Source organism: Streptomyces sp. NPDC033966 (genome assembly GCF_055575955.1).
In genome coordinates this window covers 76067-94407 of sequence record NZ_JBVIRQ010000015.1, presented here as the reverse complement: position 1 = coordinate 94407, position 18341 = coordinate 76067, and the positions used below count along the sequence as shown (strand labels likewise).

Sequence of the window (18341 nt, the reverse complement as noted above, 5' to 3'; positions counted from 1 at the left end):
GGGGAGATAGTGGGCCCGCGCCGCAAGCCGCGTACCACCCACGACAAAGAGCCGAGTCACGGGACCGTCCGTGACTCGGCTCTCTGGTTGTGACCGCCCGACGGAGCGAGGCTGGCGCGACAGGACGTTCGCACCGCCGGGCGGAGTCGGAAGGTTCTCCTCTATATAGAGGGGGCCCTGTGCGTGGCCCCTCTATATAGAGGAGTGGCTGGGACCGTGGCGGTCGGGCGACGAGAACTCCGGCGTCGTCTCCCTCAGGTCAAGAGACGGGCCTCGGAACCCATTACCACCGCACTGGCTCGCTCGCCCGCCACGGTCCTCGTCCTGCCCCCACCGCGTACCACCCCTCATCCGGGTCCGCGGTGCGGGCTCGGCACCCGGGACCTGACCTCCCGTCAGGCCCCCGGTGCAGCTTTTCGGCTCAGGCGTCGCGCAGGGCGCGGACGGCCTCCTCGACGCGCTTGCCGTAGTCGGCGTCGGCGGCGTGGAAGTGAGCCAGGTTCTTCTCGATGACGTCCTCGAGGGTGACCTGAGACAGGCCGCCGGCGATGTTCGCCACCAGACGCTGCTTCTCGGCCTCCGACATCAGGCGGTAGAGCTCACCGGCCTGGAAGAAGTCGTCGTCCTTGGTGTGGGCCGGGGCCTCGTGGGTGCCCGTGTAGCCGGAGACGGCCTTCGGGGCACCGAGGGCTATGCCGGTCTCGGCGGGGCCCTGGTACGAGTTGGGCTCGTAGTTCTTGTCGGCGCGCGAACCGTTGCGCAGCGCCATGACGCCGTCGCGGCCGTAGTTGTCGGCCTTCGTCGCCTTGGGGGCGTTGACCGGCAGCTGGGTGTGGTTCACGCCGAGGCGGTAGCGCTGGGCGTCGGCGTACGCGAACAGGCGGCCCTGGAGCATCTTGTCCGGCGAGGCGGTGATGCCCGGGACGAAGTTGTTCGGGGAGAAGGCGGACTGCTCGACCTCGGCGAAGACGTTGTCCGGGTTGCGGTCGAGGACCAGGCGGCCCACGCGCTGCAGCGGGTAGTCGCTGTGCGGCCACACCTTGGTGAGGTCGAACGGGTTGAAGCGGTAGTCCGCGGCCTCGGCGGCCGGCATGATCTGGACGTAGAGGGTCCAGCTCGGGTTCACGCCGCGCTCGATCGCCTGGAGCAGGTCGGTCTGGTGCGAGTTGGCGTCCTGGCCGACGAGCTCGGCGGCCTGCTCGCCCGAGAGGCAGCGGATGCCCTGGTTCGTCTTGAAGTGGTACTTGACGAAGAAGGCCTCGCCCTGGGCGTTGGTCCACTGGTAGGTGTGGGAGCCGTAGCCGTTCATGTGGCGGTAGGACGCGGGGATGCCGCGGTCACCCATCAGCCAGGTGATCTGGTGCGTGGCCTCGGGGGCGTGCGCCCAGAAGTCCCAGACGTTGTCCGGCTCCTGCTTGCCCGTGAAGGGGTCGCGCTTCTGGGAGTGGATGAAGTCGGGGAACTTGATCGGGTCCTTGATGAAGAACACCGGGGTGTTGTTGCCGACGAGGTCGTAGTTGCCCTCTTCGGTGTAGAACTTCAGAGCGAAGCCGCGCGGGTCGCGGACGGCGTCCGCCCCACCGAGGGAGTCGGCGACGGTGGAGAAGCGCAGGAAGGTCTCGGTCTTCTTGCCGACCGTGTTCAGGAACGCAGCGCTGGTGTACGCGGTGACGTCGTCGGTCACCTCGAAGTAGCCGTACGCGGCCGAGCCGCGGGCGTGCACCACGCGCTCCGGGATGCGCTCGCGGTTGAAGCGGGCGAGCTTCTCCAGGAGCTGCTGGTCCTGGATCAGGAGCGGGCCACCGACGCCGGCGGTGGCGGAGTTCTGATTGTCGGCGACCGGGGCGCCGGACTCGGTCGTCAGCGTGCGCTTCGACATGGTGACCTTCCGTACGGGTAACTGCTGACGGAATGCATCTTCCGTCATGCGGAACAGCCTAATTTCGGCGTGAACGCGACGTCAACAGTTTGTTTAAAAGAAAGAGAGAGGAGAGGTGATCCGGACGGTGCCGGCGCTTGGGCGCGACAGGACAGGTGTCAGCACCGGCACCATCCGGAAACTCAGGCCCCCGTCAGGGCGGGGGGAGGGCGGCCCGGGGCAGCGGGCCGCCGTGGGGATCAGACCTGGGCGCCGGAGAGGCGCTCGACCGCGCGGAGCAGCGCGGAGTGGTCCAGGCCGCCGTCACCCTGGGCGCGCAGCGAGGCGACCAGCTGGGCGACGACCGCGCCGACCGGCAGGGCCGCACCGACGTTGCGGGCGGCGTCGGTGACGATGCCCATGTCCTTGTGGTGCAGGTCGATCCGGAAACCGGGCTTGAAGTCGCGGTTCAGGAAGTTGTCCTTCTTGCGGGTCAGGACCGTGGAGCCGGCCAGACCGCCGTTGAGGACGTCCAGGGCGGCCTGGAGGTTCACGCCGGACTTCTCGAGGAAGACGACGGCCTCGGCGCACGCCTGGATGTTCACCGCCACGATGAGCTGGTTGGCGGCCTTCACCGTCTGGCCCGAGCCGTGCGGACCGCACAGGACGATGACCTTGCCGAGGGCCTGGAGGATCGGCAGGGCCTCGTCGAAGTCGGCCTGCTCGCCACCCACCATGATCGACAGGACGGCCTCGATGGCGCCGGCCTCGCCGCCGGACACCGGGGCGTCGATGACGCGGATGCCCTTCTCGGCGGCGTTCTTCGCCAGGTCGATGGAGGTCTGCGGGGTGATCGACGACATGTCGATGATCAGCGCGCCCGACTTGGCGTTCTCCAGGATGCCGTTCTCGCCGTAGGAGATGGCCTCGACCTGCGGGGAGGCGGGCACCATCGTGATGATGACGTCGGCGTCGGCGACGGCCTCGGCGATCGAGCCGGCCGCGGCACCGCCGGCGGCGGCCAGGCGGTCCAGCTTGTCCTGCTCCAGGGTGAAGCCGGTGACCGAGTAGCCGGCCTTCAGGAGGTTCTCGGCCATGGGGGAGCCCATGATTCCGAGACCGATCCAGGCGATCTTGGGGAGGTTGCTCATGATGAGGGTCCTTCTCTTAATGCTTCGTACGAAAAGTGCGTGAGGTGCCTGGCTGATCGCCTGGACTTTGTCCGCCTACTTGGCGGCGCGGGCCTCGGCCGGCAGCCACTCGAAGGACGCGGCGGCGTCGGCCGCCTTGTACTCGAGGCCTACGTAGCCCTCGTATCCGGCCTTCTTCAGCTGGTCCAGGAGCGCCTCCAGGGGCAGCTCGCCGGTGCCGGGGGCACCGCGTCCCGGCTTGTCCGCGATCTGGACGTGGCCGGTCTTGGCGGCGTACTTTTCGATGACCTCGGAGAGGTCCTCATCGTTCATCGCCAGGTGGTACAGGTCGAGCAGGAACTTGGCGTTCCCGAGGCCGGTGGCCTCGTTCACCTTGTCCACTACCTCGATGCCGGCCGGGGCGCTCACCAGGGGGTAGAGCGGCGACTCGGGCTTGTTGAGGGTCTCGATCAGGAGGATCGCACCCACGCGGTCCGCGGCCTGGGCCGCGACGACCAGGTTCTTCAGGGCCAGCTCGTCCTGGACGGCCGGGTCCACGCCTTCGACGCGGTTGCCGTACAGAGCGTTGAGCGCCTTGCAGCCGACCGAGGCGGCGAAGTCCGCCGCCACGTTGATGTTGGCGTTGAAGCGGTCCGACTCCTCGCCGGGGACCGATACCGCACCGCGGTCCGGGCCCGGCAGCTGGCCGGCGTAGAAGTTCAGGCCCACCAGCTGGGTGCCGGCGTCCTCAAGAGCCTTCTTGAGAGCGTCCAGCTCCTCCTGAGCGGGGGTGGGCGTCTCGATCCAGGGCCACCACAGCTCGACCGCGGTGAAGCCCGCCGCGGCGGCGGCCGCGGGGCGCTCCAGGAGCGGGAGTTCCGTGAAGAGGATCGACAGGTTCACATCGAAGCGCTGGTCCGTGTATCCCATGAGGGGTGTGCGCTCCTTCCGTATTGCGGAAGTTATTTTCTGCTTGATGGAAGACTGCAAGCCGAGCGTCGCACTTGTCAAGTGCGGACTCCCGGAATCTCAGTCCCGCCCGTCACCCGACCGCCGCCCCTCATGGAGGCGCTGTCGCGCCGCCCCTGCCATTGGGTAGCTTGACGACGTGCGATTGAGAGTTGAGTTCACGACCGAGCCCTTCGACCTCGAAGAGGCTCCCGCCCATGCCGTGGCCGCCCGCGAGGTCATCCAGAAGGCCGAGCTGGACGCGGTCGACGTCGGCCCGTTCGGAAACACCGCCGAGGGCGACTCCGACCGGGTGCTGACCGCCGTGGCCGCGCTGCTGCGCGACTCCCTGGAGGCCGGCGCGACGCGCGTCTCGCTCCAGGTCAATGTGATCGGGGAGGAGGGCGCATGACCGAGCCCCGCGACCACCCCTTCGTCGCCGCGGTCAAACCGCTGGTGGACGCGATGGGCGGGGAGATGATGGACCCCGCCCTCGCGCAGCCCGACGACGTCGTGCTCGCCTGGGAGGGGCAGGAGGTGCTGGCCGTGCGCCTGCCCCAGCTCTCCGACTCGCTGGACCACATCCTTGCGGCGCTGGAGCGCCGGCACGGCGTACCGTTGGCGCAGCTGGACCGCAAGGCCAAGCAGGACGTGGTGCGCATACTGGAGGCGCGGGGCGCCTTCTCGGTGCGGCACGGCGTGGAAACGGTCGCCGGCGCCCTGGGCGTAAGCCGTTTCACGGTCTACAACTACTTGAACCGGGACGCCGCCTCTCAAAAGCCGAATAAGACAGCCAAGAGTGAGGGCTGATTCACCGATGGTGACGAGCCGCCGCCCAATTCACCCGGGCGGCGGCTTTTGTGTACGGGAAGTTTCAACAAAGTGTTGACGCGGTGTTGCCGAGGGCGTTAGCTATGCGCAGCCCGTCAAAGCAACAACAGGCCACGGAGGCCTACCGTGACTTCGAGTCCGACCCCGGGTCTCACCCGGTTCAACGCCTTGGACGACAGCGCGGCCACGGCCGAGCTGCACGAGGTGTGCGCCAGTTCGGCGTGGGGGAGCAAGATGCTCGCCCAGCGCCCCTTCGCCACCGTCGACGCCCTGTTCGCCGCCAACGAGTCCGCCATGGCGGAGCTCACCGCGGAGGACCTGGGCGAGGCGATGGGAGGCCACGCGCCGATCGGCCGGCCGAAGCCGGGAGACCCGACCTCCGCCCGCGAGCAGCGTGGCATGGCCGGTGCCTCGGAGGAGCTCAAGAACGAGCTCCTGGAGCTGAACCTGGCGTACCAGGAGAAGTTCGGCCACGTCTTCCTCATCTGCGCCACCGGTGCGACCGGTGAGTTCATGCGGGACGCGGTCAAGGTCCGGATCGCCAACTCCGCCGAGCAGGAGCGAGAGATCGCCCGCGGCGAGCTGGTGAAGATCAACCGGATCCGCCTGACCCGCCTCGCCGAACTCGCAGAAGGAGAGTGACCATGAGCACCGAGACCACCGCGTCGGTGTCCACCCACATCCTGGACACCAGCATCGGCCGCCCCGCCGAGGGCGTCGCCATCTCCCTGTCGGCCCGCGCGGGCCTCGACGGCGAGTGGGCGGCCCTGGGCGGCAGCGCCACCGACGCCGACGGGCGCTGCAAGGACCTGCCGGCCCTGCCGGAGGGCACCACACACGTGCGTCTCGACTTCGAGACCGAGACGTACTTCTTGAATCAGCACAGTGCAAAGAAGCAAGCCGAGGCGCAGCAGGACGCCCCCCGCGTAAGGGACAGCGGTGCGTTCTTCCCCGAGGTAACCATCACCTTCGCGGTGAACCCGGGCGAGCACTACCACGTACCGCTGCTGCTCAACCCGTTCGGCTACTCCGTTTACCGAGGGAGCTAGCATGGCCACGATTCTGGGCCAGAACCAGTACGGCAAGGCAGAGAACCGCGTCGTCAAGATCACGCGGGACGGCGACACCCACCACATCAAGGACCTGAACGTCTCGGTCGCCCTCTCCGGCGACATGGACGACGTCCACTACTCCGGCTCGAACGCCAACGTCCTCCCGACGGACACCACCAAGAACACGGTGTACGCGTTCGCCAAGGAGTACGGCATCGAGTCCGCCGAGCAGTTCGGCATCCACCTGGCCCGTTGGTTCGTCAACAGCCAGGAGCCGATCCAGCGCGCGCGCATCCGGATCGAAGAGTACGCCTGGGACCGCATCGCGACCTCGGACGCCAATTCCAAGTTCATCGGCGCCGACGAGGTGAACCACTCCTTCGTCCGCAAGGGCATGGAGACCCGCGTCACCCAGATCACGTACGACGGCCAGAACTGGGAGGTCGTCTCCGGCCTCAAGGACCTGATCGTCATGAACTCCACGAACTCCGAGTTCTGGGGTTACGTGAAGGACAAGTACACGACCCTGCAGGAGGCGTACGACCGCATCCTGGCCACCCAGGTGTCGGGCCGCTGGCGCTTCAACTGGACCGACGACGAGCAGCGGATGCCCAACTGGGAGAAGTCCTACGCCGAGACCAGGAAGCACATGCTCCAGGCCTTCGCGGAGACCTACTCCCTGTCGCTGCAGCAGACCCTGTACCAGATGGGTTCGCGCATCATCAACCACCGTTCGGAGATCGACGAGGTCCGCTTCTCGCTCCCGAACAAGCACCACTTCCTCGTCGACCTGGAGCCCTTCGGCCTCAAGAACGACAACGAGGTCTACTTCGCCGCGGACCGCCCGTACGGTCTGATCGAGGCGACGGTCCTCCGCGACGGCGCTGACGCCCGTATCCCCGTGGACATGACCAACCTCTGAGCACGGCGCGCGCGTCCCGGGGCTCCGCAGTGGCCCCGGGGCGCGACACCCCCACAACTTCCTGAATCGGCACCCGGACCAGCACACGGGGCGGCAGTACTGTCAGCTGTCAGGCCCCCGGCTCCGGCACTCAAATCCCCTGGGTTTTGCCGTGCCCGCACCGCCACTGAAAGCACGAGGAAGTCCCATGGCAGCATCGGCAGCCCATGACAGCGCCGTAGAGCGCATCGTCATCGAGAACTGTGCGATCGCGACCGTCGACGCGAACGACACCGAGTACGCCTCGGGTCACATCGTCATCGCCGGCAACAAGATCGAGTCCATCGGCGCGGGCAAAGCCCCCGAGAACCTCGACAACGTAGTCCGCCGCATCGACGGCACCGGGCACCTCGTGACTCCCGGTCTGGTCAACACGCACCACCACTTCTACCAGTGGATCACGCGTGGCCTGGCCACCGACCACAACCTCTTCAACTGGCTCGTCGCGCTGTACCCGACCTGGGCGCGCATCGACGAGCAGATGGCGTACACGGCGGCGCAGGGTTCGCTGGCCGCGATGGCCCGCGGCGGTGTCACCACCGCGATGGACCACCACTACGTCTACCCCAAGAACTCCGGCGACCTCTCCGGCGCGATCATCCGCGCCGCGTCCGAGATGGGCGTCCGCTTCACCCTCGCCCGCGGCTCCATGGACCGCAGCGAGAAGGACGGCGGCCTGCCGCCGGACCACGCCGTCGAGACCCTCGAGGGCGCCCTGGCCGACACCGAGGCGACCGTCAAGAAGTTCCACGACGCCTCCGCCGACGCGATGACGCAGGTCGCGGTCGCCCCGTGCTCCCCCTTCTCGGTCTCCACCGAGCTGCTGAAGCAGGGTGCCGAGCTGGCCCGCCGCCTGGGCGTGCGCATGCACACGCACGGCTCGGAGACGGTCGAGGAGGAGAAGTTCTGCCACGAGCTCTTCGGCATGGGCCCGACCGACTACTTCGAGTCGACCGGCTGGCTCGGCGAGGACGTGTGGATGGCGCACAGCGTCCACATGAACGACTCCGACATCGCCGCGTTCGCCCGCACCAAGACCGGTGTCGCGCACTGCCCGTCCTCCAACGCCCGTCTGGCCGCCGGCATCGCCCGCGTCCCGGACATGCTGGCCGCCGGCGTCCCGGTCGGCCTCGGCGTGGACGGCACCGCCTCCAACGAGTCCGGTGAGCTGCACACCGAGCTGCGCAACGCGCTGCTGATCAACCGTCTGAACCCGGTGCACCGCGAGGCCGCGCTCAACGCCCGCCAGTCGCTGCGCCTCGGCACCTACGGCGGTGCCCAGGTCCTCGGCCGCGCCGACAACATCGGTTCGCTGGAGGTCGGCAAGAACGCCGACCTGGTCCTGTGGAACCTGAACACCTTCCTGCACTCCTCGATCGCCGACCCGGTCACCGCGCTCGTCTTCGGTGCGGCCGCCCCGGTCACCGCCTCGTTCGTCAACGGCAAGCAGATCGTCGAGAACAGCCGACTGCTCTTCGCGGACGAGGACGCCATCGCGGTGTCCACCCGCGAGGAGGCCCAGCGCCTGGCGCGGATCACCGCGCAGGGCTGATCTCCCCAGCGACCGCTGGGGGGAACCCCAGGAGTCCGGCCGGGGGGGACGGCCCCCGGCCGGCGGCCGCGGACCCGAGCGGGGTCCGCGGCAGCCGTTCCCGGGACGCGCCCGAGGAGAGATCCGAGGGCGCCCCCGGGAGCGGTCACCGCTCCCACCGGAGAGGTGATCCCGCGACGACCGCCCCGCGGCGGTGACTCGTCACACCCGCACCGCAGCGACGCACACCCCGTGCCACTGCCACGGCACCACCAGCCCCGTACGGGGGTGGAGCCACCACGTGGAGCCGATTTTGGGCGAATCGATTCCGCACCCCTTGGGACGAGAAGTAGCAGTACCCACAACTCCACACAGGCTCGACCAGCACGCTTTCGCACCACCTCCATGACACCCACGTCCCTGCCGACGTGTTTAACCGACCGGAGGAAGCCGTGGCCGCAACGCCCAGGTTTCGCAAAGATGCAGTCGCAGTACCGGAGGAGAAGCACCCGGTCGACGAGACCTTGCCTCCGCTGAAAATGTTCACGAGCGGCCTCCAGCACGTGGCCGCCATGTACGCGGGTGTCGTAGCCCCGCCCATGATCGTCGGTCCGGCGGTCGGCCTCTCCGCCACGGAGACCGCCTTCCTGATGGGCGCCTCGCTCTTCACCGCAGGGCTCGCCACCCTCCTCCAGACCCTCGGGTTCTGGAAGATCGGCGCCAAGCTCCCCTTCGTCAACGGCGTCTCCTTCGCCGGGGTGACCCCGATGATCGCCATCGGCAAGGGCGAGGGGGACAACGCCATCCCCGTCATCTTCGGCGCGATCATCGTCGCCGGACTGGTCGGCTTCATAGCCGCCCCCTACTTCGGCAAGCTCGTCCGCTTCTTCCCGCCCGTCGTCACCGGCACCGTCATCACCCTGATCGGCGTGTCGCTGCTCCCGGTGGCCTTCAACTGGTCGCAGGGCGGCAACCGCGCCGCCGCCGACTACGGCTCGATGAAGAACATCGGCATGGCGGCCCTCACCCTGGCGATCGTCCTGGTGATGCGGAAGTTCCTGCGCGGCTTCCTCCAGCAGATATCCATCCTGCTGGGCCTGGTCGCCGGCACGCTGATCGCCCTCCCGCTGGGCATGACCAGCTTCGACGCCGTCAAGAACGCCTCGATCATCGGCTTCCCGACCCCCTTCCACTTCGGCGCCCCGCAGTTCCAGGTCGCCGCGATCATCTCGATGTGCATCGTGATGCTGGTCTGCATGACCGAGTCCACCGCCGACATCCTGGCCCTCGGCAAGATCGTCGGGAGGCCCGCGGACGCGAAGACCATCGAGGGCGGCCTGCGCGCCGACACCCTCGGCAGCGCGCTCAGCCCGCTGTTCAACGGCTTCATGTGCAGCGCCTTCGCCCAGAACATCGGGCTCGTCGCGATGACCAAGGTGCGCAGCCGCTTCGTGGTCGCCGCGGGCGGAGGCATCCTGATCCTGCTCGGCCTGTGTCCGATGGCCGCCTCCGTCATCGGGGTCGTCCCGCTGCCCGTCCTCGGCGGCGCCGGCGTGGTCCTCTTCGGCTCGGTCGCGGCCAGCGGCATCCAGACCCTGGCGGGCGCGGCCATGGAGAAGGGCGAGAACGCCCTGATCGTCGCCGCCTCGGTGGGCATCGGCCTGATCCCGATCGCCGCCCCCGGGTTCTACCACGCCTTCCCGAAGGACCTGCTGGTCGTCCTCGACTCCGGCATCAGCACCGGGTGCGTGGTGGCGATCCTGCTCAACCTGGCCTTCAACCACCTCGGCGCGAAGCGCGACCCGGCCGCGGAGGCCGCGGCGGAGCCGGCCTTCGTCCACTGAGCCCGCGCCCCGTCCCGCCGGGCCGGGACCGGGCGCCGCGCGCGGCGGCGCGTACGTCACCCACTGCGGGTGTGGCGTGCGCGCCGCCGCGCGCGTCGGGGTGCCCCCGCCCCCCCGCACCGCCGGACACCCCCTACGCCGGCCCGTGCGGGCGGCCCGTCCCGTACGGCAGCGCCTCGTCCCAGGCCACCGGTGTCGTGTCCGTCCAGATGTCCGGCCGGACCGTCCGTACCCGCCGGCCCGTCCGGTCCAGCTCCTGCGCCTCCGACTTGCGCACGTGCAGGGCCACCGCCGTGTCGGTCACGCGCAGCCCGGGCATCCTCCGCGTCAGGTCGGCCGTGTACCGGGACAGCTCCTCCACCGTGCGCAGCCGGGCGCCGATCATGAAGTTCCAGCGCCCGCTGACGGACATGCAGGTCCGGGTCTCGCGCAGCCCCGAGGCCACCGCCGCGCAGTCGGCCACCTCGTGCTCGGCCACCTCCGCCCACACCGTCGCGGCCACCGGCCAGCCCGTCAGGCCCGAGGCCATCGCACAGCTGTAGCGCAGGCTCTGCCCCGCCTCCAGGCGGCCCAGCCGGCGCCGTACGGTCGACTCGCTCATCCCGGACTCCCGGGCCAGCGAGGCCACGCTGCGCCGCGCGTCCGCGGCCAGTGCCAGCACGAGCGGCCGGTCCTCCTCCGGCATCGGGGCGACCGGCGCCGGGGCGGCCGCCGCTCCCTTGCGGCGGCCGCGCCCGGTCAGCATGTCGGCCTGGGCGGGCGTCAGCTGGTCGAGGCGCCAGCGGTCGGGGGAGGCGTGCACGGCCGTGACCACCGAGGACCGGGTGCCGACCACCCCCGGTATCCGCTGCACCCGGAAGGAGAGGTACTGGTACAGCATGTGCAGGTTCGGCACGGCGACGAAGACCAGCAGGTCGCGGTCGCCGGTGCTGTGCTCCACGCCCATGGTGTGGGCGTCGCCGGTCAGGGCCGCGCCCACCGCAGGAGAGGCGCCCGCCGCGCACATCACCTCGACCCACGCCATGCAGGGCGCCTGAGTGCCCGTGCGCAGCCCGATGCCGCAGACCCAGGCGTCGCCGGCGGAGGCCAGGCGCTCCCAGCGGCGGGCGAGGGTCTCGGGACGCGCGCCGAGGACCTGAGCCAGACGCTCCCAGCTGGCGCGCGGGGCGAGCTGGAGTGCGTGGACGAGCGCCCGGTCGGTGTCGTCGATGGCGGAAATGGCCGAGTTCATACCTTCCCCTGGTGGTTCTCCCGGCCATCGGCCGGTCAACCCTGCTTTCGGCTGATCATCTCTCCTCGTGGGCCCGGCCACGCCACCGGGCGGTCGAGTGGGCCTTGAGGAGATCGGGAGGAGGAAGCGTGGGGGACCCCGGCTCGAACCTGCGCCACGCGGTGCCGGCCGAACGGTCGAGCTTCGTGGGGCGGGAGCGCGAGCTCGCGCGCACCACTGCCCTGCTCGGCACGGAACGCCTGGTCAGCCTGGTCGGACCAGCTGGAATAGGCAAGACGCGGCTGGCCGTGCGGACCGTCCGGGCGCGGGGCCGCGCCGAGGGCGCCGACGTGGTGTGGGCCGATCTCGCGAGCCTGCCCGGAGCGCTGCGGGGCACTCTGGCGCAGGAGCTGGAGCAGCGGCTCGAAGGCCGCGGGGCGCTGCTGGTGCTCGACGGCTGCGAGCGGCTCGGGGAGCACGCCGGGGCCTTGGTGGGCCGGCTGCTGGCTCGATTGCCCCAGGTGCGAATTCTGGCCACCTCGCAGCGGACTCTGGGGTTCCATGAAGGGGCGGAGGTCTTTGTGGGCCCGCTTCCCCTGCCGCCGGAACCGCAGGATCCGGCCAGTGGGCGATCCGCCGCTGACATCGCCGACGACGCCGGCACCGAGGACGCCGATGCCGATGGCGGCGCCGTCGCGGGCGCCGGTGCCGCCGAGGTCTCCGGCTACGCCTCCGTACGCCTCTACGCGGAGCGGGCGCGCGGCGCCGACCCCTCCTTCGAGCTCACCGACGGCAACGCCGCCGCCGTCGCCGCCCTGTGCCGCGCCCTCGACGGGATCCCCGCCGCCCTGGAGCTGGCCGCTGGGCACGCCGGCCGCTGCGGCCCGGCCGAGGCGCTGCGCCGGCTGACCGCCGACCCGCTCGGCTTCCTCGCCGGGGGAGCGGACCGGGCCGGCGGAGCCGGCGTCCTGGGCACGCACCGGCCGGCCTCGCCGGGGGAGCGGCTGCTGTGGACCCGGCTGTCCGTCTTCGCGGGCTCCTTCGACGAGGCCGCCGTCGCACAGGTCTGCGGCTTCGGCGAACTCGGCCCCGAGGACGCCGCCGAGACCCTGCGGCGGCTCGCCCCCGCCCTGCTCGCGGAGCCCGGGGAACCGGGCCGCTACCGGCTGCCCCTGTCCGTACGGGCCTACGAGGCCCGGCGGCTCGCGCACGCCCCCGGCACCGAAGGGGCGCTGGCCGAGCGCCGCCACCACGAGCGGTGCCGCGTCATCGCCGAACGGGCCGCCTGGCTGTGGCGGTCGGGGGCGCAGCCGCAGGCGCGCGCCCTGGCCCTGCGGGAGCTGCCCGAGCTGCGCCGCGCGATGGACCCGTTGTCCGAGGCCGGACCGGCGGGGGCGCTGGAGGTCGCCGTGTCGCTCTGGTTCCTCTGGTCGGCCTGCGGGCTGGAGGCGGAGGGGCGCCGGCACCTGGAGCGGGCCCTGGCCCTGCACCCGGAGCCCCGGCCGGCCCGCGCGCTGTGCCTGGCGGCCTGGCTGGCCGCCGCCTTCGGCCCGGCGGAGGCCGCCGCTCCGCTGCTGGTGGAGGCCTGGACCGCGGCCGTACTGGAGGGGGAGGACGCCGCGCTGGCCTACCTGGCGCACGCCCGGGGCACCGCGGCCCTGTGGCAGGACCGGCCCGGCGAGGCCGCCGACGAGTACCGCGACGCCCTCGAACAGCTGCCGCAGGAGCCGGAGTTCGGGCCGGGCCGGGAGGCGCTGCGGGCCGCCCTCGCGATGGCCCTCGCGCACACCGACCCGGCGTCCGTCCCCTTCGGGGACGGCGAACCGGGCGCCCCCGCCGACCTGTGGGCCCGGTCCTGGTCCGACTACGCCCACGCGATCGTGCAGCGGCGCAAGGACCGCCCCGCGCTGGCCCGGACCCGGCTGGTGGCCGCCCTGGAGATCCAGCTGGCCCTCGGGGACCGGCTCGGGCAGGCCCTCTCGGCGGAGCTGCTGGCCGAACTGGAGGCCGGCCTCGGCCACTACGAGGAGTCGGCCAAGCTGCTCGGCGCGGTCTCCGGCAGCCGCCCGGCCGCCGCCTGCACCCCGCGCGCCGAGCGGACCCTGCGGGCCCGCATGACCCCGGAGGCCTTCCGGGCGGCCCACGCGGAGGGCTCCCGGAGCACGCTGAGGAACCTGCTGCCGGAACTCTGAGCCGCAGGTCACCGGTTGGGGCGCGAGGTGCCCCCGGGCCCGGAGTTCCGGCCCCGGCCCGGCGTACCGCGTCAAGGACGCGGAAAGACATCGCATGAGCCCACCCCCTCCGACCGGACAGGTGGTAAAGCGATGCCCGAAACACCGCAGCTCTGGATGCGCAGCGAGACCCGGCCCACCGAACGGCGCGCCGCCCTGACCCCCGAGGACGCCGCGCGGCTCGTCGGGCAGGGCGTACGGATCACCGTGGAGGAGTCCGGCCACCGGGTCTTCCCGCTCGACGACTACGAGGCCGCCGGCTGCCGCACCGTGCCGGCCGGCTCCTGGTCGCGGGCCGCGCCCGGGTCCGCGTACGTCCTCGGCCTGAAGGAGCTCCCGCCGGCGCCCGAGCTCCTGCACCACCGGCACGTCTACTTCGGGCACGCCTACAAGGGCCAGGCCCAGGCCCCCGAACTGCTGCGCCGGTTCGCGGCCGGCGGCGGGACCCTGCTCGACCTGGAGTACCTCGCCGACGCGCAGGGCCGCAGGCTGGCCGCCTTCGGCTACTGGGCCGGGTACGCGGGAGCCGCGCTGGCCGCGCTGCACGCCCGCGGCGCCCTCACGTCCCCGCTGGTCCCGCTGCCCCGGCCCGAGCTGGACGCCCGGCTGCGCGCGGCGGCCCCCGACGGGCTGCGGGCGCTGGTCATCGGCGCCGGCGGCCGCAGCGGGCGCGGCGCCTGCGACGCCCTCACCACCGCCGGGATCCCGGTCACCCGCTGGGACCGCACCGCGACCCGCAGCCTGGACCGGGCCGCCCTGCTCGGCCACGACATCCTGGTCAACGCGGTGCTCACCACCCGGCCGGTGCCGCCCTTCCTGACCCCGGCGGACCTGGAGGCCGCCCCCCGGAGGCTCTCGGTGATCGCCGACATCACCTGTGACACCGGATCAGAGCTGCACCTGCTCCCCGTATACGACCGCCTCACCGACTGGACGGTCCCGGCGCGGCGGCTGCCGGGCGGGGGCCCGCCGGTGGACGTGATCGCCATCGACAACCTCCCGTCCCTGCTCCCGGCGGAGGCGGCCCGGGCCTTCTCGGCGGACCTCCTCCCCAAGCTCCTCGCCCTGCACGCCCCGTCCCCGGACCCGGACTGGCTCCGCTGCCGCGCGGCCTTCACCGCGGCCCTGGCCGCCCTGACCGGCCCGGACCGCGCGGCCTAGGAGGTCTCTACGGGAGGTCCGCGTCCGGCTGCCAGAGCATCAGGTTGCTCATCAGCTCCGCCTGCTCGACCGCGTCGTCCAGCGCGTGGTGGGTGTGGCGGCGCCGCGAGCGCAGTTCGCGGGGCATCCGGCCCTTCACGGCCGCGCGCAGGGGGACCCGGGCCTTGGCCGCGTACAGGGTCTTCATGTCCAGGCAGCCGGAGTGGCCGAAGGGGCTGTCGTCGCCGAACTCGATCAGGTACCAGTACAGGAAGGTCCAGTCGAAGGAGGCCGGGTAGCCGCACATCACCGGCTGCGCCCCGGCCGAGACCTCCCGCACCCAGGCCCGGAAGTCCGCCATCGCCGCGGCCGGGTCTGCGCCCTCGCGGAGGAGGCGGTCGCGGTCCAGACCGCTGACGGCGAGGGCGGCGTCCACGTACCGGTCGCTGATGGGGCGCAGCTCCCGGTAGAAGGTCTGCCGCTCCGGGTCGGCGGCCGTGTACACGGCCCCGTCCTGGCGGCCGGCGACGGCCGCACCGAAGCTGATCATCGAATAGGGGCCGGGGATCGGTCCGTCGGCCTCGATGTCGACGGAGACGTAGAGACTGGGACGCGCGGGACGGACTGCCATGGCCTGATCATGACAGCCCGCCCCCGCGGTCCTCCTCCGAATTACGGAGCGGCCGTCAGGAACATGCCGGTGTGGTCGCCCCCGGCGGTGTTCTTGCAGCTGGAGGCCGAGTCCGCGGACTGGGCCACGGCCAGGGCCAGGCAGCGGCCGACGGCCAGCTGCCCGAACCAGTTCGGGTGCATGGACTCCTGGATCAGGCCCTGCGACTCGTTGTTGTCGATCCAGCGCGCCCATTCGCTCGTCTTCGCCGAGGCGGGGACGGTGGAGCTGACCTGCTGGCTGGCCTTCGCGCAGACCTCACGGCCCTGGAGCATGTCCCGCAGGTCCAGGAACTGCACGCCCTTGGCCGCCGCGACCCCCTTGATGCGGTTCGCGATCTGCGGCACGAGCGAGTCCCGGGCCCAGTCGGAGTCCCGGTTCCAGAACGGGCAGCCGCCGGTGTTGAGGCGGCTCCAGTCGCTCTGGGTGTACCGGTTCTCGGCGCCCCGCGGGATCGGGGACGGGTAGGACTGCAGCACGATCCGGTACGAGGAGTCCGTGTACCCGGCCTGGCGCATCACGGCCCGGATCTCGTCGACCGACTTGCCGACGTTCGCCATCACCCCGTCGATCTTCTCGTCGACGCCGGCCTGCTGGTCGTCGTAGCAGTACGAGCCCCACAGGACGAAGTCGTACGCGCAGTCCTTGATGATGTCGGCGAAGCCGAGGTCGTTCCCGCCGACGGACAGCGCGATGACCTTCACGTTGCGGCTCGCGGCCACCGCCGCGAGCTGGTCGGCCTGGGGCGCCTCGCCCTTGTAGGCCACGCCCCCGTTGGAGGCGCGGAAGACGTTCTGCGAGACCGCCCCGGAGCAGGCCAGGTTCACCGCCGTCTCGGCGATGGCGCCGGCGCTCAGCACCTCGGCCGAGTCGGAGCGGTGGCAGCCGCCCGCGGTGGTGCCGTAGACCTTGGAGGGGTCGTAGGAACTGCCACTGACCCACGCCCGGTCGGTGCCGTTCCTGCTCCCGCTGTTGGTCAGGCTGTTGCCCTTCCAGCGTCCGGCCTCGCCGGAGATGTAGCTGTCGCCCATGGACACCACGGCGGTGGGTCCCGTCCCGGGGCCGGCCACGGCCGTCCCGGCCCCGCCGGCGAGCAGCGCGGCCGCGAGCGGCAGTACCAACCCGGCGCCGGCCAGTCGTCGCACACGACGAGGGGCGGCCCGGCCCTCGCCGGCCTTTCGGAATCCGATCACTGCGGAACTCCTGCGGTCGGCCACGCCGAAGTCGCCAACAACTTCGGTGCGTGGCTTGGAAAGTGGGGGTACCTCCGGCGCCGGTGGCATCGGAAAGGTGGCACGCGCCCGCTTGTTACCGCTAGGTACAGTCAGGTTACGATGCAGTAACGTCCGACCGGTCGGTCGGGCGCCGGGGCCGTGCCGGGGCACGGGACGTCCCTGAACGCGCCGGAGCCGGGCCCGTTGGGACGGGCCCGGCTCCGGTGTGCTGCGAGGGGTCAGACGGCGGAGGGCGTCTGCTGCCGCTCCGGCTTCCGGCCGGGAGCGGCGCCGGCCGGGGCGGGCCCGGCGGGCCGGCGGCCGAGGGCCCGCGAGGCGAGCGTGGCGGCCGAGACCAGGTTGGTGGACAGGACCCGGTAGTTGTACGTGTTCCAGGCGGAGACGAACGGCAGGGCCAGCCCGTTCACCATCGGGACGTAGCCGATCCAGAACCACGGGGAGCGCGATCCCGCGCCGGGGGCCACCACGGCCGCGGCCATCGGCACCAGGACGATCAGGGTGTAGTGGTCGAAGGACGGCTTGGTGCCGAGGAAGGCCGCCAGCATCAGCATGGTGCTGGTCTCCACCAGGCGCAGGCCCTCGTGGCCGCCCTTGCGCCACCGGAGCCAGGCCAGCACGATCATGGCGGCCGCCGCGGCCAGCCCGGCCGCCCCGGCCACGCCCTCGGGCAGCCCCAGCCGGGTCAGCACGTTGGAGACCGAGGCGTCGAACGGCGCGGCGAAGCCGCCCTGGCCGCCGAGCAGGTAGGGCAGCGTCTTGGTGAGGAACAGCGTGGGCTGGGGCATCATCGCGCCGGCCGCCACCGCGATCGCCGCGGGCACCACGATCGCGACGGCGAACGCCTTGAACTGGCGGGCCATCAGGAAGACCAGCACCACGGGGGCGAGGATCGGCTTGATGCTGATGGCCACGCCGAACACCACCGCGGCCGCCGTCCAGCGGCGGTTGGCGGCCAGCAGCAGGACCGCCGGGAGGGCCATCACGTAACCGGAGGTCCAGTTGCCGATCTGCACGACATTGGTGAACGGCTCCAGGAAGCAGAGCGCGATCGCGCCCAGCACGGCCAGCCGGCTCCGCGCCGAGACCTGGAAGATGCGCAGGGAGAGGAACCAGCCGGTGAGGACGAAGGCGATGCCGACGAAGGGCAGCAGGTCCAGCCGGGTCTTCAGGGAGAACCAGAGCCACGGCACGCCGGCCAGGACGCCCGGCGGCAGATAGAGGAAACGTTCCTCCTCGTACGGGGGCCTGCCGTGGTTGAAGACGTCCGCGGCCTTGATGACCCACTCGTTGTCGAGGCCGACGTTCCCCGCGTGCCTGGCCTGGTAGTAGACGTTGGCCAGGAGCGCGACCGCCGCCACGACCAGGGCCAGTGGTGCCCGCCCCCGGAGCCAGTCGAAGAGTCGGGGGTCGCTGTCGGCAGCTCCCGCCGAACGCCGGGTTCCGGGCGCGCTACGCATGGGACGAGTCCATTCGGTGTCGATGTCGGCGGGTGCTGCCACTCGGCTGCCACCGGCGCCGTGACCAGTCGGGGCCCGGTCGCAAGGCCCGCGGCGGGCCACCTTACCTTCTGCCCCCGGTGCCCCTGTGAAGTGAGGTGCCGTCAGGGGCCGTGGCCGCCGGCCCCGCTCTCCGGCAGGGGTTCCGGGTGGCCCGGCCGGGATCCGCGCATGATACGGTAACCGGGTTTGCATCTGAAATTG

The 18341-nt window shown here is 71.3% G+C and carries 16 protein-coding genes; 9 read left to right on the top strand and 7 right to left on the bottom strand.

Annotated elements, in window-relative coordinates:
• Positions 1–421 precede the first annotated feature (421 nt).
• The 3 genes from ACZ518_RS32730 to ACZ518_RS32720 form a co-directional block, all read right to left on the bottom strand.
• The gene (locus tag ACZ518_RS32730) at positions 422–1879 is read right to left on the bottom strand and encodes a catalase (protein WP_469116720.1); all 1458 of its coding nucleotides are present in this window, start codon (positions 1877–1879) and stop codon (positions 422–424) included.
• Between the two features lie 239 nt (positions 1880–2118).
• Positions 2119–3009, bottom strand: a complete 891-nt coding sequence (locus ACZ518_RS32725; protein ID WP_469116656.1) for a 2-hydroxy-3-oxopropionate reductase — start codon at positions 3007–3009, stop codon at positions 2119–2121.
• A gap of 75 nt (positions 3010–3084) precedes the next feature.
• On the bottom strand, positions 3085–3918 hold the full coding sequence (locus tag ACZ518_RS32720) for a TIM barrel protein (protein WP_469116655.1): 834 nt from the start codon (positions 3916–3918) through the stop codon (positions 3085–3087).
• A 178-nt stretch (positions 3919–4096) separates the two neighbouring features.
• Here ACZ518_RS32720 and ACZ518_RS32715 point away from each other — a divergent pair, with 178 nt between their 5' ends.
• From ACZ518_RS32715 to ACZ518_RS32685, 7 genes are all read left to right on the top strand, one after another.
• Positions 4097–4348, top strand: coding sequence for a thiamine-binding protein (locus ACZ518_RS32715; RefSeq protein WP_469116654.1), 252 nt, complete (start codon positions 4097–4099; stop codon positions 4346–4348).
• Positions 4345–4746 (top strand): helix-turn-helix domain-containing protein, encoded by a 402-nt coding sequence (locus ACZ518_RS32710; protein ID WP_469116653.1) that lies wholly within the window; start codon positions 4345–4347, stop codon positions 4744–4746. Before ACZ518_RS32715 ends, ACZ518_RS32710 begins: the two co-directional genes overlap by 4 nt.
• A gap of 147 nt (positions 4747–4893) precedes the next feature.
• Entirely contained in the window at positions 4894–5409 is a 516-nt protein-coding gene (gene uraD / locus ACZ518_RS32705) for a 2-oxo-4-hydroxy-4-carboxy-5-ureidoimidazoline decarboxylase (protein WP_469116652.1), read from the top strand.
• A gap of 2 nt (positions 5410–5411) precedes the next feature.
• Entirely contained in the window at positions 5412–5816 is a 405-nt protein-coding gene (gene uraH / locus ACZ518_RS32700) for a hydroxyisourate hydrolase (RefSeq protein WP_469116651.1), read from the top strand.
• 1 nt (position 5817) lies between these two features.
• On the top strand, positions 5818–6741 hold the full coding sequence (gene pucL, locus ACZ518_RS32695; protein ID WP_385770578.1) for a factor-independent urate hydroxylase: 924 nt from the start codon (positions 5818–5820) through the stop codon (positions 6739–6741).
• A 187-nt stretch (positions 6742–6928) separates the two neighbouring features.
• A complete protein-coding gene (locus ACZ518_RS32690) occupies positions 6929–8332 on the top strand; it encodes an 8-oxoguanine deaminase (RefSeq protein WP_469116650.1) in 1404 nt (467 codons plus the stop codon).
• 431 nt (positions 8333–8763) lie between these two features.
• The gene (locus ACZ518_RS32685) at positions 8764–10155 is read left to right on the top strand and encodes a nucleobase:cation symporter-2 family protein (protein ID WP_469116649.1); all 1392 of its coding nucleotides are present in this window, start codon (positions 8764–8766) and stop codon (positions 10153–10155) included.
• A 133-nt stretch (positions 10156–10288) separates the two neighbouring features.
• Here the strand turns inward: ACZ518_RS32685 and ACZ518_RS32680 are convergent, their stop codons facing one another.
• Positions 10289–11386, bottom strand: a complete 1098-nt coding sequence (locus tag ACZ518_RS32680; RefSeq protein WP_469116648.1) for an Lrp/AsnC family transcriptional regulator — start codon at positions 11384–11386, stop codon at positions 10289–10291.
• Positions 11387–11514: 128 nt separating this feature from the next.
• On the opposite strand from ACZ518_RS32680, the gene ACZ518_RS32675 reads away from it, so the two are divergent.
• Positions 11515–13557: an ATP-binding protein gene (locus ACZ518_RS32675; RefSeq protein ID WP_469116647.1), complete on the top strand. Its 2043-nt coding sequence runs from the start codon at positions 11515–11517 to the stop codon at positions 13555–13557.
• Between the two features lie 132 nt (positions 13558–13689).
• A complete protein-coding gene (locus ACZ518_RS32670; RefSeq protein WP_469116646.1) occupies positions 13690–14757 on the top strand; it encodes a saccharopine dehydrogenase in 1068 nt (355 codons plus the stop codon).
• A 7-nt stretch (positions 14758–14764) separates the two neighbouring features.
• On the opposite strand, the gene ACZ518_RS32665 is transcribed toward ACZ518_RS32670, so the two are convergent.
• From ACZ518_RS32665 to ACZ518_RS32655, 3 genes are all read right to left on the bottom strand, one after another.
• Complete coding sequence (locus ACZ518_RS32665) at positions 14765–15367, bottom strand: 3'-5' exonuclease (protein ID WP_469116645.1); 603 nt, start codon at positions 15365–15367, stop codon at positions 14765–14767.
• A 41-nt stretch (positions 15368–15408) separates the two neighbouring features.
• Positions 15409–16689, bottom strand: coding sequence for a GDSL-type esterase/lipase family protein (locus ACZ518_RS32660; RefSeq protein ID WP_469116644.1), 1281 nt, complete (start codon positions 16687–16689; stop codon positions 15409–15411).
• A gap of 170 nt (positions 16690–16859) precedes the next feature.
• The gene (locus ACZ518_RS32655; protein ID WP_469116643.1) at positions 16860–18098 is read right to left on the bottom strand and encodes a glycosyltransferase 87 family protein; all 1239 of its coding nucleotides are present in this window, start codon (positions 18096–18098) and stop codon (positions 16860–16862) included.
• Between the last annotated feature and the right edge of the window lie 243 nt (positions 18099–18341).